The sequence below is a fragment of the Pseudomonas sp. GNP012 genome, from assembly GCF_054343835.1.
The window spans coordinates 3,380,050-3,401,139 of sequence record NZ_JBTGUU010000001.1 but is presented as its reverse complement, the minus strand read 5'-3'; the positions used below and the strand labels follow the sequence as shown (position 1 = coordinate 3,401,139).

Annotated in this window: 18 protein-coding genes; 6 read left to right on the top strand and 12 right to left on the bottom strand. The window is 63.0% G+C overall.

The window, feature by feature from the left end; all coding sequences use genetic code 11:
* Positions 1–20: 20 nt before the first annotated feature.
* The 4 genes from ACXX83_RS15175 to ACXX83_RS15160 form a co-directional block, all read right to left on the bottom strand.
* A complete protein-coding gene (locus ACXX83_RS15175; protein ID WP_173900862.1) occupies positions 21–188 on the bottom strand; it encodes a hypothetical protein in 168 nt (55 codons plus the stop codon).
* Positions 189–932: 744 nt separating this feature from the next.
* On the bottom strand, positions 933–1,481 hold the full coding sequence (gene nudE, locus ACXX83_RS15170; protein WP_126050331.1) for an ADP compounds hydrolase NudE: 549 nt from the start codon (positions 1,479–1,481) through the stop codon (positions 933–935).
* 87 nt (positions 1,482–1,568) lie between these two features.
* On the bottom strand, positions 1,569–2,699 hold the full coding sequence (locus ACXX83_RS15165; RefSeq protein WP_007986294.1) for a helix-turn-helix transcriptional regulator: 1,131 nt from the start codon (positions 2,697–2,699) through the stop codon (positions 1,569–1,571).
* 136 nt (positions 2,700–2,835) lie between these two features.
* On the bottom strand, positions 2,836–3,879 hold the full coding sequence (locus ACXX83_RS15160; RefSeq protein WP_015094259.1) for a 3-ketosteroid-9-alpha-monooxygenase, oxygenase component: 1,044 nt from the start codon (positions 3,877–3,879) through the stop codon (positions 2,836–2,838).
* Positions 3,880–4,025: 146 nt separating this feature from the next.
* Here ACXX83_RS15160 and ACXX83_RS15155 point away from each other — a divergent pair, with 146 nt between their 5' ends.
* The 4 genes from ACXX83_RS15155 (at position 4,026) to ACXX83_RS15140 (ending at position 7,620) form a co-directional block, all read left to right on the top strand.
* Positions 4,026–4,865, top strand: coding sequence for an SDR family NAD(P)-dependent oxidoreductase (locus ACXX83_RS15155; RefSeq protein ID WP_015094260.1), 840 nt, complete (start codon positions 4,026–4,028; stop codon positions 4,863–4,865).
* On the top strand, positions 4,852–5,778 hold the full coding sequence (lipP1, locus tag ACXX83_RS15150; protein ID WP_015094261.1) for a LipP1 family hormone-sensitive lipase: 927 nt from the start codon (positions 4,852–4,854) through the stop codon (positions 5,776–5,778). The genes ACXX83_RS15155 and lipP1 overlap by 14 nt, the downstream gene beginning before the upstream one ends.
* On the top strand, positions 5,775–6,890 hold the full coding sequence (locus ACXX83_RS15145) for a 3,4-dihydroxy-2-butanone-4-phosphate synthase (RefSeq protein ID WP_458548986.1): 1,116 nt from the start codon (positions 5,775–5,777) through the stop codon (positions 6,888–6,890). The genes lipP1 and ACXX83_RS15145 overlap by 4 nt, the downstream gene beginning before the upstream one ends.
* Before the next feature lie 271 nt (positions 6,891–7,161).
* Positions 7,162–7,620, top strand: coding sequence for an REP-associated tyrosine transposase (locus tag ACXX83_RS15140; RefSeq protein WP_015094263.1), 459 nt, complete (start codon positions 7,162–7,164; stop codon positions 7,618–7,620).
* 227 nt (positions 7,621–7,847) lie between these two features.
* Here the strand turns inward: ACXX83_RS15140 and surE are convergent, their stop codons facing one another.
* The 3 genes from surE to ACXX83_RS15125 all read right to left on the bottom strand — a co-directional run bounded on the left by surE (position 7,848) and on the right by ACXX83_RS15125 (position 11,884).
* Positions 7,848–8,825, bottom strand: coding sequence for a 5'/3'-nucleotidase SurE (surE, locus tag ACXX83_RS15135; protein WP_458548985.1), 978 nt, complete (start codon positions 8,823–8,825; stop codon positions 7,848–7,850).
* Positions 8,826–8,903: 78 nt separating this feature from the next.
* Complete coding sequence (locus ACXX83_RS15130) at positions 8,904–10,283, bottom strand: DUF1329 domain-containing protein (protein WP_458548984.1); 1,380 nt, start codon at positions 10,281–10,283, stop codon at positions 8,904–8,906.
* A 23-nt stretch (positions 10,284–10,306) separates the two neighbouring features.
* Positions 10,307–11,884: a DUF1302 domain-containing protein gene (locus ACXX83_RS15125; RefSeq protein WP_458548983.1), complete on the bottom strand. Its 1,578-nt coding sequence runs from the start codon at positions 11,882–11,884 to the stop codon at positions 10,307–10,309.
* 265 nt (positions 11,885–12,149) lie between these two features.
* Between ACXX83_RS15125 and ACXX83_RS15120 the strand changes: the two genes are divergently transcribed.
* Positions 12,150–13,892, top strand: a complete 1,743-nt coding sequence (locus ACXX83_RS15120) for an FAD-binding protein (RefSeq protein ID WP_458548982.1) — start codon at positions 12,150–12,152, stop codon at positions 13,890–13,892.
* Positions 13,889–14,767 carry an SDR family NAD(P)-dependent oxidoreductase gene (locus tag ACXX83_RS15115; protein WP_458548981.1) on the top strand — a complete coding sequence of 293 codons (879 nt, stop codon included), beginning with the start codon at positions 13,889–13,891 and terminating at the stop codon, positions 14,765–14,767. Before ACXX83_RS15120 ends, ACXX83_RS15115 begins: the two co-directional genes overlap by 4 nt.
* Positions 14,768–14,937: 170 nt before the next feature.
* On the opposite strand, the gene ACXX83_RS15110 is transcribed toward ACXX83_RS15115, so the two are convergent.
* The 5 genes from ACXX83_RS15110 to ACXX83_RS15090 all read right to left on the bottom strand — a co-directional run bounded on the left by ACXX83_RS15110 (position 14,938) and on the right by ACXX83_RS15090 (position 21,087).
* Positions 14,938–16,518 carry a FadD3 family acyl-CoA ligase gene (locus ACXX83_RS15110; RefSeq protein WP_458548980.1) on the bottom strand — a complete coding sequence of 527 codons (1,581 nt, stop codon included), beginning with the start codon at positions 16,516–16,518 and terminating at the stop codon, positions 14,938–14,940.
* Between the two features lie 72 nt (positions 16,519–16,590).
* On the bottom strand, positions 16,591–17,337 hold the full coding sequence (locus ACXX83_RS15105) for an SDR family NAD(P)-dependent oxidoreductase (RefSeq protein ID WP_217835782.1): 747 nt from the start codon (positions 17,335–17,337) through the stop codon (positions 16,591–16,593).
* A gap of 231 nt (positions 17,338–17,568) precedes the next feature.
* Complete coding sequence (locus ACXX83_RS15100; protein WP_458548979.1) at positions 17,569–18,651, bottom strand: 2Fe-2S iron-sulfur cluster-binding protein; 1,083 nt, start codon at positions 18,649–18,651, stop codon at positions 17,569–17,571.
* A gap of 13 nt (positions 18,652–18,664) precedes the next feature.
* Entirely contained in the window at positions 18,665–19,420 is a 756-nt protein-coding gene (locus tag ACXX83_RS15095) for a glucose 1-dehydrogenase (protein WP_458548978.1), read from the bottom strand.
* On the bottom strand, positions 19,408–21,087 hold the full coding sequence (locus tag ACXX83_RS15090) for an FAD-binding protein (RefSeq protein WP_458548977.1): 1,680 nt from the start codon (positions 21,085–21,087) through the stop codon (positions 19,408–19,410). Before ACXX83_RS15090 ends, ACXX83_RS15095 begins: the two co-directional genes overlap by 13 nt.
* Positions 21,088–21,090: the final 3 nt, after the last annotated feature.

Genomic DNA, 21,090 nt, shown 5'->3' with positions numbered 1-21,090 from the left:
TGGCCGGTGAAATCTTGCGCTTAAGGCAACAGATTACGCACCAGCGGTGGATAGCAATTGATCGCCGCGCTCGCACAACTGAAATACGCCGTGGTCGGTCGATAGGCTTCGTTTTTGAACAGTTGGCACAGGCTGGTGGACGCGCCTGCACAGACGATGATGAATAGAGCACAAGTGGATTTGCGCATGATGAGTCTCGACACGGTTTTATTGTTGTAGAGACAGGTTATGGCGGCGGATGGCGAGCGGCTTCGTCCGAATGGACTAGTTGATGGCTTGAGAGCTCCGCAACCCCAGTGGGAGCGAGCCTGCTCGCGAAGGCGGTGTATCAGGCGACATGGATGTTGAATGTGCCGGCCCCTTCGCGAGCAAGCCCGCTCCCACAGGTTACTTGGCGTTTCCGGGATTTGCGTCTGGCTGCAATCCCCTGTGGGAGCGAGCCTGCTCGCGAAAGCGGAGTGTCAGGCGACGTGGATGTTGAATGTGCTGGCCCCTTCGCGAGCAGGCTCGCTCCCACAGGTTACTTGGCGTTTTCGGGGTTTGCGTCTGGCTGCAATCCCCTGTGGGAGCGGGCTTGCCCGCGATAGCGGAGTGTCAGGCGACATGGATGTTGAATGTGCCGGCCTCATCGCTGGCAAGCCAGCTCCCACAAGGTCAGTGGGCGTTCCCGGGATCTGCGTCAGGCCATGATCCTCTGTGGGAGCGAGCTTGCTCGCGATGGCGGTGTGTCAGGCGAAGTGGATATTGGCTGTGCTGGCCTCATCGCGGGCAAGCCCGCTCCCACAGGTTTATTGGGCGTTGCCGGGATCTGCGTCAGGCCATGATCCTCTGTGGGAGCGAGCTTGCCCGCGAAAGCGGAGTGTCAGGCGACGAGGATGTTGAATGTGCCGGCCTCTTCGCGAGCAGGCTCGCTCCCACAGTTCTGTGTGGTGTCAGGTTCTTCGCGCGAGGGCGCCCATGGCCATGAACAGCGCAGCAATGGCCCTGGCTTCGTGGAGGTCACCGCGGGCCACCAGTTCGGGGATCTGTGCCAGGGGTACACGCAAGCATTCCAGGGGTTCGGGTTCGTCGCCTTCGAGTTGGCAGGGGCTCAGTTGTTCGGCCAGTACCACCCGGTAGCGATGGCACAAATGCCCCGGTGCCAGGGTCAGTTCGCCCAGTTCGGTGAGGCGTGCGGCGCGCAGGCCGACTTCTTCGCTCAGTTCGCGCTGCGCCGCCTGCAAATAGTCTTCATCGGGCTCGGCGCCGCCCTTGGGCAGGCCGAGTATGGTTTTTTCCACACCGACCGCGTATTCGCGCACCAGCAGCACATGCGCAGGATCAGGCATCGCCACCAGCATCACCGAGCGATAACCGGTGCCGCGCAGGCGTTCGTAGACCCGCTGCTGGCCGTTGCTGAATTGCAGGTGCAGGGCTTCGATCTGAAAGTGGCCGCTTTGCGCCAGCAGTTCAGTCTTGAGGATGGTTGGGCAGTTGCGCATGGGGCAGTCCCCTGTTTGGGATGAGGACACTGTGCGCTGTACAACGGGGGCCGCCATCGTCCGAGCGGACGAGGGCGGCAATGAGGCTCAGCCCAGGGTCGCCACGCTGCGCAGGATCAGGCGCACCAGCATGGTCTGGCGGGTCACGCCGGTCTTGGAGAAGGTCGAACGCAGGTGTGCCCGCGAGGTGTTGCGGCTGATGCCCAGCTCTTCCGAGGCTTCGTCCAGGGTCAGACCGTTGGCCAGCAGCATCGCCAGCTGGGTTTCCGCCGGGGTGAAGTCGAACAGCGCGCGCACGATTTCCTGCGGCGCGGTGGACTGTTGTTCCGGGTCGCTGATGAAAATCACCACGGTCGGGCACTGTTTGCCTTCGCTCCAGTCGGTCAATGGCACCGAGCGCACGATGATCCCCAGGTCCGCTTTGCCGGACGGGCGCTGCACGCGCAGGGCTTCGACCACGGACGGGTTGCTGCTCTTTTGCGACAGCAGCGACTGCTTGACCAGGCGGCGGAACTCCTGGGTGTCCCGGGCCGTGCCCACCTGCAGGCCATCGTTGACCAGTTTGATGCCGTCCTTTTCCTGGATCAGCCGGTCGGCCACCTGGTTGGTCTGCAGCACCTTGCCGGACTCGTCGAGGATGATCGTGCCGACCGCCATCTGGTTCACCGCGCCGGCGTACAGGTTGCGCTCGGCTTCGATGCGGTTGAGCTGCATGTGGATCTTGATCGACCGCTCCAGGTGTGGAATGAAATGCGTGAGCATGGCCTTTTCTTCATTGCCGAAAGGCTTGTCGTCACGTCCGCGGCTGATGCGAATGCGGCACTGGGCGCCGTCGACGGTGTTGATGTCGGCACCGAGGATGTGGAACACGTCCACCGGTTCCAGGAAATTCTTGTAGAACTCGGAGTTCTGCCAGTCGTCGTTGGAGACGAACTCGGCGAGGGTCACGACCTGGCGGTTGGGCAGGTCGACAAAGGGGTCGAGGCTGAAAAAGTGTTTGTTGTACGACGCGGTCGCCTCGGTCGAGGTGCCGGTGGTGTTGACCATCAAACCGTCCACGTGGGCGCTGGGTGGACGCAGGATGAAAGTCACGTACTTGCTGTTCAGATGCACATTGAGCTGATTGAGGAACGTCGCCCAGGGAATGTTTTCCAGCGGACCCTGATAGAGGTTGCCGATCAAATCACTGAACGTATCGAGGCTGAGGCTCTGCTGCATAGGGAAAAACCGTTTTTATTATTAGCGTTGGCGGTGGCCGAGAATAAGCGCCGGTATCGACTCCTTGCAACGCTCGGGCTCAGGGCCTGACAGGCGGCTGCCAATCAGGCCCGGGGCGGGCGAAAAACCGCTGGCGTCAGACCCGTTCGCTGGCGCGCACGACATACTTCTTGTGTTCGGCAACGTCCGCCGACAGCGCCTCGACGTCGGTGTAGAACTGCTCGTACCAACGGCGCAACTGATAGACCGGGCCGTCGCCGTCGCACAGCAGCGGGTTGTCGACGCGGGTCTTGCTGTGCCAGATGGCCACGTCTTCGTAGAATGCTGCCTGGGCCTGTGCCACGTAGGCCTTGGCCATCGCCTGGTTCTGCTCTTCGCTGAGCCCCGGGATTTTTTTCACCAGCACGCCGTAGCGCAGGGTGAAGCTGTCCAGATCGATCGGCACGTGGCAGTTGAGCAGGATCGAATGGATCGGCTGACCATTCATGGCGCCGTTCATTTCGGTGATCTGATAGGCCGGACCGAAGTAGGTGGCTTCGGTGGTCAACACGCTGTCGCCGGACAAGCGTTCGCTGCGGGCGCGCATGATCTGGGTGGCCAGGTGGCCTTCGAAAACATTGATGAACTCATCGACCGGCGCGCCGTGCACTGTGCCGAAGTGCGCCATATCGGCGATGTTGTCGATCAGTTCGCGGCAGTTGGTGCCAATCTGCAACTCGGCGACTTCCCACTCGGCCCATTCGTCGCTGTAGCAGGCGTCGATGCGCGGAATGCGTTGTTCCGGCAGCGGCGGGTTGCCTTCGGGGTCATTCCAGACGAACAACAGCTGGTTCTCTTCCATGATCGGCCAGCTCTTGATCCTGGCCCGTGGCGGAATGCGTTTGGCGTAGGGGATGTCGTCGCACACGCCATCGGCGCCCCAGCGCCAGGCGTGGAACGGACAGCGGATCGAGTTGCCCTCAACGCAACCGGTGCTCAGGTCGGCACCCATGTGCGGGCAGTAGCCATCAAGAATATGCAGTTCGCCGTCTTCACCCTGGAACGCCACCAAGCGGGTGCCGAACACCTCCAGGCGATGGGCCTTGCCGTCGCGGTATTGCGCGGCCAGGCCCAGGCAATGCCAGCCACGGGCGTAGCGGTCTTGAAGCAGTTTGGCTTCGATGCGGTGCAGGGTACTCATCTTATTATTCTCCCAAGGGATCACGGGGTTGGCGCATGTAAGGGATTCTGCCGCCCCTGTAAAAGCGGGCATCGTCTGAATGGACGATGGCTGCTTCAAGCCGGCCCGCTCTACTGGCGCCATTGGACCCATGGCAGGAGTTGGCGATGAGTAATGAACAAGGGCCGGTCGCGGTGATTACCGGGGCCGCCAGTGGTATTGGCCGTGGCCTGGCCGAACACGCGGCGACACTGGGCATGCGCCTGGTGCTGGCGGATCGGGATGCGGCGGGCTTGCAAGCGCTGTGCGACGAATTGAAGGCCGGTGGTGTGCAAGCGATTGCCTGCGTCACCGATGTCGGTGAGGTGAAGCAGGTCGAGCGCTTGCGTGACCGGGCTGTCGAGCACTTTGGCGGGGTCGACCTGCTGTTCAACAACGCCGGCGTCATGCAGACCGGCTTCAGCTGGGAAATCACCGAGGCGCAATGGCAGCGCATGCTCGACGTCAACCTGGGCGGCGTGATCAACGGCATTCGCAGCTTTGTGCCGCTGTTGCTCAGCCAGGGCCGGGCGGCCCATGTGATCAACACCGCGTCCCTTGCCGGGCTGGTCAGTAGTCCGCTGATGGCACCGTACAACGTGACCAAGCAGGCCGTGGTCGCGCTCTCGGAAACCCTGCATTACGAACTCGCCATGCTCGGTGCACAGGTGTCGGTTTCGGTGCTGTGCCCGGGGCCGGTGGCCAGTGAAATCATGGCATCGAACCAGGTGGTGGACACCGCCGGATCCGACTTCAGTCAACTGCTCGACAGCACTATTCGCCAGGGCATGACCCCGGCGGAGCTGGCCGCGCTAGTGTTCGCCGCCGTCGCGCAAAAACGCTTCTGGATCCTGCCCCACAAGGGTTTCAAACCGGCCCTCGAGCGGCGGGTACAAAGCATCCTGGGCGAGACCAATCCGCAATTTCAAATGACCGACGTAGAGGACGATGCCCATGCCGCTCGATAAGCAGATCGCCGGGGTTCTCCAGCAATTTCGCGACCTCCCGGAACCCGATTTCAGCCAGGTCGATGCCGCTCAGTACCGGCAGTTCTCCGATAACCTGCTGCCGGCCATCCCCGGCGATCCGATGAGCGAGGTGCGCGATCTGAAAGTGGCCGGCGCGGACGGTGATCGGGATGCACGGCTGTACCGGCCATCGCAAGCGCCCGACCTGCCGTTGCTGGTGTTTTTCCATGGCGGCGGATTTGTCATGGGCAATCTCGATACCCACGACAATCTTTGCCGCTCGCTGGCGCGCCAGACCGAGGCGGTGGTGGTGTCCGTGGCTTATCGATTGGCCCCGGAACACCCGTTCCCGGCGGCGCCCCTCGATTGCTATGCGGCCACCTGCTGGCTGGTTGAGCACGCGGCTGAACTGCGCGTCGATGGCAGCCGGCTGGCCGTGGCCGGCGACAGCGCCGGTGGCAATCTGGCGCTGGCGGTCAGCCGACTGGCGGCGCAAGGCAAGGGACCGAAGATCAGCTATCAGTGCCTGTTCTACCCGGTCACCGATGCCGGATGCGACAGTCAGTCCTTCGAGGCATTCGCCGAAAGTTACCTGCTTTCCGCCAAGGCGATGCGCTGGTTCTGGCAGCAATACCTGCAAGAGGATGGACAGGCGGATGATCCGTTGGCCTCGCCATTGCGAGCCGAAAGCCTGGCAGGCTTGCCGCCGACCACCTTGTTCAGCGCCGGGTTCGATCCGCTGCGGGACGAGGGCGAAGCGTTGGCCGAGTGCCTGCGCGAAGCCGGTGTGGCGGTGCGCGTGCAGCGTTACGAAGGCATGATCCACGGCTTTATCAGCATGGCGCCGTTTGTTGAAGCCGCAGCACAAGCGTTGACAGACGCTTGCGCCGATTTGCGCGGGGCACTCCAATGAGCGGCCTGGTTTTCAACACGGTGCCGCAACTGATCGAGGCCATCGGCGCCGGTCAAATGGTGGTGATTACCGACGATGAACACAACGGCGAAGGCTCGCTGCTGATGGCCGCCGAACAGGCCGGGGCCGAGGCCGTCACCTTCATGGCGGTGCAGGCACGCGGGCTGATTTGCCTGGCCTTGACCGAGCAGCGCTGCCGCGCGCTGGGCCTGGACCTGATGGTGCCCAACTCCCGGGCGCAACATGGCGTGGGGTTTACCCGCTCGATCGAAGCCGCCACCGGGGTGTCCACCGGCATCTCGGCGGCAGACCGGGCGCGGTCGATCCAGGTGGCGGTCGACCCGGCCAGCGTACCGGCGGACCTGGTGCAACCGGGGCATATCTTCCCGGTGCAGGCCTTGCCCGGCGGCGTGATGCAGCGGGCCGGTCATGTCGAGGCCGCTTGTGACCTGACACGGCTGGCGGGGCGGCAACCGGCGGCCACCCTGGTGGGCATTCTCAACGAGGACGGCGAACTGGCCCGTGGCGCCGAGTTGCATGAATTCGCTCAGCGTCATGGCTTGCGGATCGGCACCATTGCCGACCTGATTCACTACCGCATCCTGCATGAAGGCACGATCGAGCGCGGCGGTGAGTATCCGTTACAGACACTCCATGGCGAGTTCCAGGTGACGACCTATCAGGACACCTACCAGGGCGCGTTGCACCTGGCACTGGTCAAGGGCCGGATCGACAGCACGCAACCGGTGCTGGTGCGGGTGCAAAGCATCGAGACGTTGCGTGACGTGCTGGGGTGTGAAAGCGAAGGCGGGACACAGCAGTGGACCCTCGAACGCTCGCTGGCGAGCATCGCCGCCGCTGGTAACGGCGTACTGGTATTGCTGGCACAGAAGGAAACCGCCGACGGCGTGCTCGAACAACTGCGCCAGCGCAGCGGCGCCAAGCCGCGCACACCGCAGTTTCCGCAACGGACCCTGGGCATCGGCGCCCAGATCCTGCGCGACCAGAACGTGCGCAAAATGCGCTTGATGAGTTCGCCGGTGCCGTACAAGGCGGTGTCCGGTTTCGATCTGGAAGTGACCGAGTTTGTGCCGTTTCAACCCGCAAACTAAAGCCAACACCTGAACCTGTGGGAGCGAGCCTGCTCGCGAAGGCGGTCGGTCAGTCAACATCCATGTTGAATGTGCCGGCCTCATCGCGAGCAAGCTCGCTCCCACAGTAGCTTCGGTTGGTTGCGTATTTTGTGTACACCCACAAACCCTGTGGGAGCGAGCTTGCTCGCGATGACGATCTATCAGACACATCCAGTCAAAAGCTGACCCAACTCTCAAGCATCCACCGGTCTAGCCTTTCTCCTGAACTCACCATGTAGAGGGCAAAGGAATGCCGGATTTACCCGCCTCACATCGCCTGCGCACAGGCCGCTATCCTGAACCCAACAGGATTTACCTGCTGACGAGCAACACGCTGGGCCGAGAACCGGTTTTCAAGGATTTCGGTTTGGGCAGGCTGGTCGTCAAGCAATTTCAGTTTGCACAGGAACAATACTGGGCGAACTCTTTAGCCTGGGTCGTCATGCCCGATCATTTTCATTGGTTGATCGAACTGCAGCAGTGCTCACTCAGTCAACTGATGCAAAAAACCAAATCATTGAGTACGCGAGCCGTGAACATGTCCGTCGGACGTAAAGGCAGTCTTTGGCAGCAGGGCTATCACGATCGGGCGTTGAGGCGAGATGACGATCTGGTAAAGCTTGCTCGATATGTCGTCGCCAACCCGCTGCGCGCGGGATTGGTGGGGAAGCTGGGCGATTATCCGCTGTGGGACGCGATATGGGTTTGATCCGTAACCGCGTTGCCACTATCGCGAGCAAGCTCGCTCCCACAATGATTGTTGGATACCCCGCAGAGATTGCGTACACCCGCTAGCTCTGTGGGAGCGAGCTTGCTCGCGATGGCGGTCGGTCAGTCAACATCAATGTTGAATGTGCCGGCCTCTTCGCGAGCAAGCTCGCTCCCACAGTGATTGGGGTGGTTCACAGGAGTTGCGTACTCCCCATCTGCATTGGCTTAAGGCTTGATGCCTTGCAACATCTTCTTCGCCTGATCCTGCACCGCCGCCGGTGCCGTCATGTTGCCGTCGATCACGGTGATCACTGCATGGCCTTGCCACAGTAGATAGGCATCGGCCTTTTGCTGGACGTCGGTCGGTGTCGACGGCGGGGCCAGGTTGACGTGGACCACGCCATCGGCGCCACGTTGTGAGGTGAAGTTCACCCGGTCCCAGTTGCCGATCGGGGCAAAGCTCACGCCCTTGACCTCATCGGGTTTCAGCGGTGGGTAGTTGAGGTTCAGGCCGCTGACATCCGGCAGGCCCAGCACGTTCAAATCACACTGATGTTTGCTCCTGGCACAGGCCTGTTTGGCTTCTGTACCGGCCAGGCTCGCCTGGTCTATCACCTTCACGGCAAAGCGCGCCGTGTCGTCCATCGCGCCGAGGGTCTTGCGGTACCCGGCCTGCTGGTCGCGGATGATCAGGTCCATGTCGATGGCCGTGGACACCGCCACCGCCGGAACCCCTTTGAACATCGCCCGCACAGCCGCGTTGAGGGTGCCGGACATCTGCGTCAGCGGGCCGACGTTTTCGCCAAAGTTGCTGCCCGAGACCACCAGGTCCGGCGGTGAATCCTTGAGGATCACGTCGAGGCCGACGTTGACCGCATCCACCGGCGTGCCGATGGCTGAGGTCTTGCCGGCAGGCGGGGTGTAGCCCTCCGGTGGTCCGACGCAATACCGGCCCGGCGCCAGTTCGGTCACCGCCAGGGCCTGGCCGGGTACGACCACGCTGGCGGCACTGATGCCGCTGCTGTCGTTCAACGGACCGACCAGGGTGACTGTGTGTCCGGCAGCGGTCAGGGCGCGGTACATCGCATCGATGCCGGGTGCGCGGCAGCCATCGTCGTTGGTCAGCAGGATGTTCAGGGCGCTGGCTTGCATCGACAGGCCAACGCTGGCGATGGCAATGACGCCGGTGAGGAGTTTGTTCATGGGGACTTTTCCGTGGGAGGCGCGGACTTTACAAAGCACAACGCCCCGACCGAAGAAATCGGTCGGGGCGCGGTGAGTTTAGCGGGTGCCGAGTTTGCGCAGGTTGCCAGGGGTGAATTCGTCTTCGGTGAAGGCGGTGGCGTTGAGCTTGGCCGGTTTCTGATCGACCAGCATGCGGTCAACCAGGTAGGAGCCGGCGATCAGGTCGTGGTAGATGCCGAGGCGAGCGTGGTAGCGCTGCATCTCGTAGGCGTAGATCGAGGTCTGCATGTTGGTGCGCCACAACTGGCCACGGCTGTCGTAGTTGTCGGCCATGGTTGCCGACCAGGTGTCCTCGTCAAGGTACAGCACGCGCTTGGCGTATACGTGGCGGGCACCTTCCTTGAGGTTGGCCTGCAACACCCAGACGCGGTGTTTCTCGTAGCGCATGTACTGCGGATCGACGTGACCGGTGGTGTCCAGGATCTGGTCGGTCGTTACGCTCGGGTCATCGATCTTGTAGTTGTGGTACGGAATGTAGATCTCTTTCTTGCCGACGATGGACCAGTTGTAGCGGTCTGGCGCACCGTTGAACAGACGGTCTTCGTCGTACACGCGAAAACCTCCGGCGCCGGTCGGCGAGTCGTAGCCTACGGTCGGTGCGCGACGGACCCGGCGTTGGCCCGGGCTGTACTGCCAGGCCTGGCGCGGGGAGGCGGTCGGGTTGATGAACTCGTGGCCGACCACGATCTCGCCTTTCTTGCGCACCGGCTCCAGCGTGGTGATCAGGAAGTTGGTGAGCACGCCGTTGGCGGTATCCAGGGTCTTGTCCGGGCTCGACCAGATCGAGAAGATCTTGTAGTTGACCTCTTCGAGCACCTTTTCCTTGTTGGAGTAGATCACCGCCTGGCCATAGTTGGCTTCTTCGGTGTTGGCGCGCCCTTGCAAGGTATGGTTGAACATCAACTCGCTGCCGTTCTTCGGAATCGGGAACGGCGAAGCACCCCAGGCGTTTTTCGTGTCGTTGTTGTCATTGTCGAGTTCGGCAGTGACGGCGTTTTTCTTGATCTGGTCTTCCAGGCGCTGATCGAAGCGGAAGTCGCGGTGGCTCGGGTACACCGGGATCTTGAAGGTATCAGGGTAGCGCTTGAGCAACGCTTTCTGGCCATCGGTCAGGTTGTCGGCGTACTTGTCCATGTTCTTCGAATCAATCACGAACAGCGGTTTTTCCGCGGCGTACGGGTCCGGGTACGGCGTGCCCGGACCGGCGTATTTGAGGCCGGGCGGCAGGCCGCGCCATTTGCCGGACCAGGCCGGGATGCTGCCGTCGGCGTTGCCGGCTTTTTCGGCACCCATCGGGGTCAGGTCCTGGCCCAGGCGGGCGGCTTCTTCGGGGCTGACCTTGGCGTAGGCCAGGCCACTGCCGAGCAGGCCGACGGTCAGCGCCGTGCTCAATAATGTTTGGGTGAATCTGGACATGCTGTGCTCCTCCGACAGGGGAATCAGAACCGGTACTTGAAGTTGAGCGCGACGTTGTCGCGGTCGGCCAACGGGCTGTTGTTGGCACTGGCGAGGTAGGCGTTGTAGCGGGCCTCGACGGTGAAGTTGCCCAGGTAGCGCCACGAACTGCCGATGCTGGCGCGGTTATCGTTCTGGCCGGCGTTGATCGAGCCGACCATTGAGCTGTCGCCGTGGGCGGCGGCGCTGAAGGTGACAGGCACCGACATGTCCCATCCGCTGAACACGTCGTTGTAGTCAAAGTTCGCCTGCACCGTGTAGCCCCAGGCATCGCGGTCATAGACCAGGCTGTCGGTTCCCGGCAGCGCGAAGCCCGGCGCCAGGGTGACCGGCTGCGACTTGTCGTTGCTGACCACGGTGTTGTAGGCCACCTCGCCGGTCAGGGTGGTGTTGTCGGCGAAGGCGGTCGGGCCGAGCACGTAGATCAACGATGTTTGCGCCTGCACGGTCTTGCCACGCACGGGGCTGGAGAAACCGTTGTCTACCATCACTGGCGTGCCGTCGCGGTAGCTGACTTCACCGGCCCAGCTGACGTCGCCCAGCACGGTGGCGAAGCTCGCGCCGAACAGGTCGATGTTGTCGAAGTAGCGCACCTGGTAGCGACCCAGGGTCGAGGCAAAGTCCAGCGACGGGGTCTTGTCGTGATAGCGCGAGTAGTAGATGCCGAACTCGGTGTTGTTCAACGACTCGGCGGCGTAGGTGAAGGCCAGACCGTACTGGCCGCTGTCGCTCGGCTTGTCGTCCTTGAGGCGGGTAACGAAACCGGAGGCGTCGTTGAAGCCGCCCTCATCGATGAAGTCGGTGGTGGAGAAGTAGCTACCCACACCGAACAGCTCGGTCTTTTCCCACTTGTATTGGTAGTACGCCTGGACACCCAGGCTTTCGGTCAGGGCGAACTGGGTGAACAGTTGGCCGACCGGCAGCAGGATTTCCTTGACCTCGACGCCCGGGGTGGTCGCCTTGGTCGCGTCGACCGGGCTCTGCGCTGCGGAGATACCCGGGTAGAACAGGCTTTCACCCCAGCTCACCACCTGATTACCCAGGCGTGCGTTGAAGGCGTGGCCGCTCACGTCCCAGGTGCCGTAGGCGTAGTAATCGAGCATACGCAGTTCATTGCGGTGCTGGTCGATGGTGTCCTGGGAGAAACGGTCGGGCTGGCTGCAATGGCCACCGGCGAAGCAGTTCGAGGTGCCGGTGGTGTTGTCGTTGCCCTGATCGTAGACGTTGTCGTAGAAGCCCGTTGCGCGGACAAACACGCCGTAGTTGTCTTGCCACTTGATGTTGGCTTCGGTGAGAAAGCCGCTGCGGTTGTTGATCAGGCTGCCTTTGTCGAACGCGTTGTCGCCGTCGTTGCCGTTGGCATCGGCAGTCAGTTTGTGATCGCGAGACTCGGTCCGCCAGGCGAGGCTGTACGTCAGTGTGGTGTCCCAGTCGATGCTCAAGTCTTCGCTCGGCTGAAAGCTCATGGCGTTAACGTGAGCGCTTAATCCGCCAGCCAGCAACAGCAATGCCAGCTGTACGCGAGGGTGCTGTGTTGGTGGGGCGATTATTGTTTTTATCATGTCGTCCTCATGGTCCAGGTCAGACCTGCCCGACCTGCATTTCAGGGGGGGATTGGTGTTGTGGGCGACTATGGAGTCACGACTTGCGCGCAACATCGTCCAAGCGGACTAAGCGATTTGTACGGGGCTGTCGCAGTCCCAGCCTTAGTCCCATCGGACGATGAACACCCGGCGCGTGCGGCGAACAATCCCGAGACCGACTGCACCGGGCGAAGATCCGGCGGTGGCGGTTTCTGCCTGATGGGCGCTGAACAAGGGTGATCGCATGAACGCTGCCGGGATCAAATGGGACGAGTGCTGTGATGTGTTGGTGATTGGCTCGGGAGCCGGGGGCATGACCGCTGCGCTGCGCGCCCACGACCTGGGCTTGAATGCGCTGCTGATCGAGAAAAGCGGCGAGTACGGTGGCACATCGGCGGTGTCCGGCGGCGGTATCTGGATCCCCAACAACCACCGGATCAACGCGCTCGGCGGCAGTGATTCGGCAGTCGAAGCGATTGCCTACATCCGCGCCGTGACCCATGGCGAGATCGACGACGGGCGCATCGAAGCCTATGTCGAACATGGCCGGGAGATGGTCGAGTACCTGGAAAAACACACCCGGGTGCGCTTCGAGGCGCAACCGCGCTACGCCGATTACTACCCGGAAGTCGCGGGCGGCAAACCGGGCTATCGCTCGATGGATCCGCAACCCTTCGATGCCGCTGAGCTCGGCGAAGAATTCCTGCGCATGCGCGCACCGTCTCCCGGTACCCTGATGATGGGGCGCATGGCGATGACCATGAAAGAGGCGCAGGTGCTGCTGTGCCGTGGCCCCGGCTGGTTGCGCCTGACGCTGCGGGTGATGTGGCGTTACTGGCGTGACCGCGAGGGTCGGCGCTTGTCCCGCCGCGACCGCTACCTGACCCTGGGCAATGCCTTGATCGGTGCCTTGCGCTGTTCGTTGCAGGATCGCGGCAAATCCCTGTGGCTCAACTGTGCGCTCGAAGAACTGCTGCTGGTCGGCGACCGGGTCGGCGGTGCGCGGGTCAATCGCAACGGTCAGTTGCTCCACGTCAAGGCGCGTTACGGGGTGATCGTTGCCGCCGGTGGTTTCGAGCGTAACCAGGCGATGCGCGAGCAGTACCTGCCGCAGCCGTCCCGGGCCAACTGGAGTGCGACGCCGCCGAACAATACCGGCGACGGCATCCGCGCCGGCCAGGCCATCGGCGCGCGGACCGCGTTGATGGAGCACAGCTGGTGGGCGCCGACCACTTTCGTCAAGGGCGAAGAGAAGCAGCGCGCGTTGTTCGTCGAACGAACCTTGCCGGGGTGCGTGATGGTCAACGCGGCGGGGGAGCGTTTCGTCAATGAAGCCGCGCCCTATACCGATATCGTTTATGCGATGTACGCCAACAACCGCGAAGGCAGCGAGAGCGTGCCGTGCTGGATGGTGTTCGACGCCGAGTTCCGCCGCAAATACCCGTGCGGTGCCTTGCTGCCGGGCTATGCCCAGCGCGACTGGCAATTGCCCGAGCATCTGCGTGACTACTTCCACAAGGCGTCGAGCCTGGAAAAACTGGCGACGAAAATCGGCGTCGACGCTGGCGGGCTGCTGCGCACCGTGCAGCGCTTCAATGGCATGGCCGAGCAGGGTGTCGACGAGGATTTCCACAAGGGCGACTCACTGTTCGACCGCTACTACGGCGACCCGAACGTGCAGCCCAATCCGTGCCTGGCGCCGTTGCTCAAGGGGCCGTTCTACGCCGTGCGCATCGACGCCGGCGACATCGGCACCAAGGGTGGCCTGCTGACCGACGTGCACGCCCGCGTGTTGCACGAAGACGGGCAACCGATCAACGGCCTTTACGCCATCGGCAACAGCGCCGCCTCGATGATGGGCCGTACCTATCCGGGCGCCGGCTCGACCATCGGCCCGGCCATGACCTTCGGCTACCTGGCCGCCAATCACATCAAGCGCCAGAGCGAAACCGCTTCGGCGAAAACCTTGTTCGGGAGTGTCGAATGAACAACCAGCGTCCACAGATCGCCGTAGTGACCGGCGCCAGTCGCGGAGTCGGGCAGGGCATTGCCCTGGCCCTCGGGGCGGCCGGCATGACCGTGTACATCACTGGCCGCGCCCCGGCGCAGGGCGGCTCGAATCTGTACGGGCATGCCTTGCGCGGCTCGCTGGAGGACACCGCCGCGGCGATTACTGCCGCCGGTGGGCGTGGTATCGCGGTGGTCTGTGACCACGCCGATGACGCGCAGGTTCAGGGTTTGTTTGCCCGCGTAGAAGAAGAGTGCGGGCACCTGGATTTGCTGGTGAACAACGCCGCCTTCATCCATGACCAGTTGATCGAACCGGGGCCGTTCTGGGCCAAACCGCTGGAGCTGGTCCGGATTCTCGACGTCGGCCTGCGCTCGGCCTACATCGCCAGCTACTACGCCGCGCCGCTGTTGCTCAAAAGTGCCCAAGGGCTGATCTGCTTCACGTCGTCGTTCGGGGCCGGGTGCTACATGCACGGTCCGGCATACGGCGCGCAAAAGGCTGGCGTTGATAAGCTGGCGGCGGACATGGCGATCGATTTTGAAGGGCAGGGCGTGGCGGCATTGTCGCTGTGGCTCGGCCCGCAACTGACCGAACGCACCCGGATTGCCGGCGAGCAGCACGGCGAGCAGTACCAGGCGTTTCTCGCCCATGCCGAAACCCCGCAGTTCAACGGGCGGGTAATTCATGCCTTGCTCAATGATCCGCAGTTGATGGCGTTGTCCGGACAGACCTTGATCACCGCCGAAGTCGCTCCCGGCTACGGCATCAGCGAAGCCGAAGGCCGCCAGCCGCCGTCCCACCGCGCCATGCTAGGTGACCCGCGCCAACAGCATCCGGCGCGGGTGGTTTGACTCAGTAGCAGGTAAAACATAAAACCCTGTGGGAGCGGGCTTGCTCGCGAATATGGTGTGTCAGTCAACAATAATGTTGAAGCTGATGACCCCTTCGCGAGCAAGCCCGCTCCCACAGTTGGTCTGTATCGAATGCGAAATCTGCTTACACCCTCTCACAGGGATTGGGATTAATTGACTGGCTGCAATGCCCACTCGCGCAACACATTCTTCGTCACTTTCCCCGCCGCATTGATCGGCATGCTCTGCAGCACCTGCACCCGGCGCGGCACCTTGTAGTTGGCCATCTGCTCACGGCACCAGGCGAGGAGTCGCGCCTGCTCGATTTCCATTCCGGGTGCAGGCAACAGGAACGCCATCGCCACCTCACCCATGCGTTCATCGGGAATACCGATCACCGCGGCCTGGGCCACGCCCGGATAAGTCAGCAGGCACTGTTCGATTTCCGCCGGGTACACGTTGAAGCCACCGGTGATGAACATGTCCTTGAGGCGGTCGGTGATGCGCAGGTAACCCTGTTCGTCGAGCATGCCGATGTCGCCGGTGTGCAGCCAGCCGTCGGCGTCGAGAAGCTCCTGGCTGGCTTCGGGGTTGTTGAGGTAACCCTGCATCAGGTTGTAACCGCGGATCTGCACTTCACCGGGAGTGTTCGCCGGTTGGCTGCGGCCAGTGTTGTCGACACACCGCACTTCCACTCCAGGCATCGCCCGGCCACTGGTGTTGGCGACCAGTTCCGCGGAATCACCGGAACGGCAAATCGTCGCGAAACCGCAGACTTCCGTCAGGCCATACGCGGTGACGATGGTGGCGAACCCCAGTTCGTCGCGCATGCGGTGGATCATCTCCACGGGAATCGCCGCCGCGCCGGTTACCGCTACCCGCAAGGAGCTCAGGTCGAACTCGCTGCGTTGTGGATGGGCCAGCAACGATTGATACAGCGTCGGCGGTCCGGGCAACACGGTGATGCGTTCGCGCTGCACGCATTCAAGCACGGCCTGCACGTCGAACACTTGCTGCGGCAGGAGGGTGCAGCCACGCATCAATGCGGCCAGCCAGCCGGCCTTGTAGCCGAAAGAGTGGAAGAACGGATTGACGATCAGGTAGCGATCACTTTCGCGCAGCCCGACGATGTCGCTCCAGTCGCGTACGATGCGCAGGTTCTGGCCGTGGTTGGTCATTACGCCCTTGGGCTTGCCGGTGGTGCCCGAGGTGAACAGCACATCGGACAAGGCTTGCGGGCCAACGCTCTGTTCGCGGGTGCGCAAGGCCAGTTGCGGCACGTCGGCCGCCAGATCCATAAAACGCTCCCAGGCCAGAGTGCCCGAATTGGCGCCGCGCAGGCTGACGATGTGGCGCAGCTCAGGCAGGTCTTCCGACGCCAGCATGCCGGGGTAGTCCGCGCCGAGGAATTCGCCGATGGCAAACAGCACGCAGGTGCCGCTTTCGCGCAGGATGTAGCCGGCTTCGCTGCCCTTCATCCGGGTATTGAGCGGTACCAGGGCGGCGCCGATACTTTGCAGGGCGCCGGCGGCGACGATCCATTCCCATACGTTGGGCGCCCAGATCGCCACGCGGTCCCCGACCTGTACGTCGAGGGCCAGCAGTGCGCGGGCAGCCTGGCGACGCAACTGGTCGAGTTGTCGGTAGCTGATGGTGTGGCCCGCGTCCTCGATGGCCGGGCGGTCGCCGTAGGCCTGGGCAGCGTTGGCGAACAGTTGAGCGATGGTCAGTGCGGTGGCGACAGGCGGCATGGGGCCTCCCCGGTTAGAAGACAGTTGCGAAAAAGGGAGTAGGCCGGGCAGGGCGCCCGGCCGGATTGCGAATTACTGGGCGGGCGGGGCGAAACGGCGACCGGCGGAGAAACCACCGTCCACGGCGATCATCTGGCCGCTGACAAAGGACGCTTCGTCCGAGGCCAGGAACAGTGCGACGTTGGCCACTTCTTCCGGTTGCCCGGAGCGGCTAAGCATGTGCTGCGAGGCGAAGAAGGCGTGGAAAGCATCATTGTCACGGACCATGCTGGTCATCGGCGTTTCGATCAGGCCCGGGCACAGGCCGTTGACGCGAATGTTGGCGTAGCCGTAGTCGATGGCCATCGAGCGGGTCAGCTGGTTGATGCCGCCCTTGGACACGTTGTAGGCCACGTTGCCGTCGCAGCCTTGCAGGCCGAAGATCGAACCGACGTTGATGATCGAACCACCGCGCTGTTCCACCATCGACGCCAGCGCGTACTTGCTGGTGAGCATGCTGCCGGTGAGGTTGATGTCCATCACCCGTTGCCAGTTGGCGGTGGTGGTCTGGGTCACGCTGCCCTGGTCGGCGACGCCGGCGGCGTTGACCAGAATGTCGATGCGCCCGAAGCGGCTGATGACGTCTTGCATGACCTGCTGGACTTGCGCTTCGTCGCGCACATCGAGGGTCATGAACAGGCCGGGGAAATCCGCCGGTGCGCTGCCGATGTCCAGCCCGATCACTTGCGCGCCTTCGACAGCGAAACGGCGCACGCAGGCCAGACCGATCCCCGAAGCGCCACCGGTGACCACCGCGACCTTGTTCTGCAAACGAGCCATAACTGCACCTCTTTATTGTTGTGGGCTAATGCTGTGGCCGAGTCTAACTGCAGACTTGGCCTGAGTGATCGTCCGTTGAGACTAAGCAACAGTTCTCCCGTCCGGCACATTTCAACTGTAGGAGCGAGCCTGCTCGCGAAAAACGTCTGGGCACCGCGTTCATTCAGACAGGGCGCGTTATCGTTGACGTCCATCGCGAGCAGGCTCGCTCCTACAGGGTTATGCGTAGCCTCAATCCGGGAATTTCAGGCGTACCCGGGCACCCGTCGGGCGGCTCTGGCAGGCCAGCGTCCAGCCGTCGGCCAGTTCCTTGGGGGTCAGCACATCGTTGCGCGCCAGTTGGACCTCACCTTCCTTGACCACGCACATGCAGGCGCCGCAAAAACCTTCTTCGCAGGATGATGGCACGTCCAGGCCAGCCGCTTTGCAACTTTGCAGCAAGGTGTCACCGGGTTGGCAGGCAATTTCGTGTTGCTGGCCGTCGAGCTCGACGATCAGCGCCTCGCACTGCGACCCCATCGCGGCCTCGCGGGCGAGGGCTTCTTCGGCCAACAGCTCGTCGGGGTCCGGTGGCGAGACGAAACGTTCGACATGTATGCGTTCGGCCGCCTCGCCCAGTGCCAGCAGCGTGCGCTCCACGGTGTCCATGAAGGGGCCCGGCCCGCAGATGAAGTAGTCGCAGCCGGCCGATCCGCGCAGCAGATGACGGACCTGATGGTCCGTCAGGAAACCCTGCACCGAATCGAGGACGTGCACCACGTGCAGTTGATCAGGATGCGCCTTGATCAACTGGCACAGCTCGTCCTTGAAAATCACCGACGCTTCATCGCGGTTGGCGTAGATCAATTTGATCGGCCGCCGGCTGCCATGGAGCACTGATTTGAGAATGGAAAACACCGGGGTGATGCCCGAACCGCCCCCGAACAGGACCAGGGGCTTTTCGGTCTCCACCTGCGGGTCCAGGCAGAAATGCCCGGCCGGTGGCAATACTTCCAGCCAGTCGCCGACCTGGACTTCGTTCATCCAGTTCGACACCCGCCCACCGTCGACCCGTTTCACCGTGACCTTGGGCAGCGGGTCCGCGAGGGGCGAGCTGGCCATGGAGTAGCAGCGGGTCAACAATTTGCCGGCGAAGGGCACGCGAAAACTCAGGAATTGGCCCGGTTTGTAGCGAAAGCGCTCACGCAGGGTTGGCGGTACGTCCAGCACCAGCGAGCGCGCGTCAGTGGTCTCGTCGATCACCGCGCACACTTGCAATGAGACGCTTGCCGTCGTGTGTTCGGCCGGGGTCAGGTTCTGTTGTTGCGTGCCCATATTCACCTCGACCTCAGAGCCCGCTGATCAGTTGGGCATTGTCGACGCGGATCTCGGCACCGTTGACGAACCGCGACTCGTCGGTGGCGAGGAACAGCACCACGTTGGCAATGTCCCGTGGCGCGGCCATGCGGTTCATCGGGTCCTGGTCCAGCGCTTGCTGCGGGATCGGTTGACCACCGGCCAGGGCCTGGGTCATCGGCGTGTTCACGCCATCGGGGTGCACGCTGTTGCAGCGGATGCGATAGCCCTGCTGCTTGCAGTGCAGGGCGATGGAGCGGGTCATCGCCGCCACCGCGCCTTTGGACGCAGAGTAGGCGCAGAACATCGGCATGGCGCCCAGGGCGGCGACTGACGACATGTTGATGATCGAGCCGCCACCGCTTTCCTTCATCGCCTGGATGGCGTACTTGCAACCGAGGAAGTAGCCGTCGCCGTTGATCTTCTGCACCTTCTGCCACAGCTCCAGGGTGGTGTCTTCGATGCTGCCCAGGGCCAGGATCGCGGCGTTGTTGACCAGTACGTCGAGGCGGCCGAAGTGTTCGACGGTGGTCTTGACCACGTGTTGCCAGTCGCTTTCGCTGGCGATGTCGTGGCGGATGAACAGCGCGTTGGCGCCGATTTCCGCAGCCGCCTGGCGACCGGCTTCTTCGTTGAGGTCGGTCAGTACCACTTTGGCACCTTCGCGGGCCAGCAGCAGGGCGTCTTCGCGACCGATGCCGCTGGCGGCGCCGGTGATGATGCAGACTTTGCCTTCTACACGTTGCATTGTTGTTCTCCTGATCGTGCGGTTTGAAGTGCGAATTGGTCGGCCACGTGGGCGGCAGCCCGGCGACCGGAATAGATGCAATCGGCCAGGGACAGGCCGGAGACATACAGGTTGGAGGCGACCCCGACCGCATTGCGTCCGGCGCTGTACAGGCCGTTTATTGGCAGGCCGGCAGGGTTCAGCACCCGACCGCTGGCCTCGCAGACTTTCAACCCGCCCAAGGTGATGACCGGGCAGGGGAACAGTTTGCTGGCGAATGAAAGATCGAGGGCGTACCACGGGCCTTGGTCGAGGTTGGCGAGCATCGCTGCGGACTTGCCGAATTCGTCGGCCACCTCGCCCCGTGCCGCGCGGGAATAGCGTTCGACACTCTGGCGCAGCAGTTCCGGCGGCAGATGGCAGCGCTTGGCCAACCCGGCCAGGCTGGTGCTGCGCTTGGCGTTGAACAGCAGGTTGAGCAGCACCGGCAGGCGCTGGAAATTCCATACCTTGCCGGGACCGACCTGACTCAATGCCTCACGTACCAGCGCGCGGTTGAGCACCAGAATGGCGCGACCGTCCTGTTCTTCGACCATGGCGTGGCCGAGGGTCGCGCCGTAGATTTCTTCGTTGGCGTAACGTTGTCCGCGGGCATTGACGATCAGCCCGCGGGCCCAGGCCAGTGGCGGATTGATGAAACGCCAGGCGCTGACCTTGTCCATCCGCGCCACGCTGCCACCGGCGCTCTGGCCCAGGGCGATGCCGCTGCCGTTGCACCCGGTGGCGCCCAGCGGCAGACCGGCCAGGTATTGCGGCGCGTGTTGGCGCACCAGATCACGATTGAAAATAAAGCCGCCACTGCTCAACAGCACTGCCTGTTCGGCGCGAATCAATTGGCGGATGGCGCTGGTCTGTTCGATGCGACGCTGGCGAGCGCGCAAGCGGTCGGCCAAGGCCGGAGCGTACATGTGAATGGCCGCGGCCCAGCGCGACAGGCGCGCATGTTGTTTGGCTGCGCGACTACCCGACGGCAACTGCCAGGCTTCGACGCCTAGGACCTTGTCGTCGAGGTCGAGCACCAGCCGCCGCACTTCGCACTGGCTGCGCAGGCGTGCGCCGTGGCGCAAGGCGCTGGCCTTGAGCGGGGCGAACAGACTGGCGCCGGACATGCCCGGGCCTTTGGTGCGATGGCCGCGGGGCGCCGGCTTGGCGCTGGCGGCATAGGCCGGCACGGCTTCGTTGCCCGAGTAATAAAGGTAGTACTGGTCGCTCGGGTACGAGGTTTTGTGCGGCGGCACGCTGGCTTCGAAGGCCGCGCCTTGTCGTTCCAGCCAGGCCAGTTGTTCACGGCTGCCTTTGCAGAACGCCCGCAATGTCTCGTGGCTGACGGCTTCGCCGACTTCCTGGCGCAGGTAGTTGAACATGGCCTCGCTGGTGTCTTCATAGCCAGCCTGGCGCTGATACGGCGTGCCACCACCGGCATAGACCACGCCACCGCTGAGTGCCGTGGCGCCGCCGCCTTCGAAGCGATCCAGTGCGAGCACCGACAGGCCGCGAGTGCTGGCTTCGATGGCGGCACAGGCGCCAGCTCCGCCAAACCCGACGATCAGCAAGTCGCAGCGGTCATCCCATGGCAACTGGTCGGCGCTGTTCACTCGCAACGCCGTCAACCGGTTCAGGCTGTCCATGTT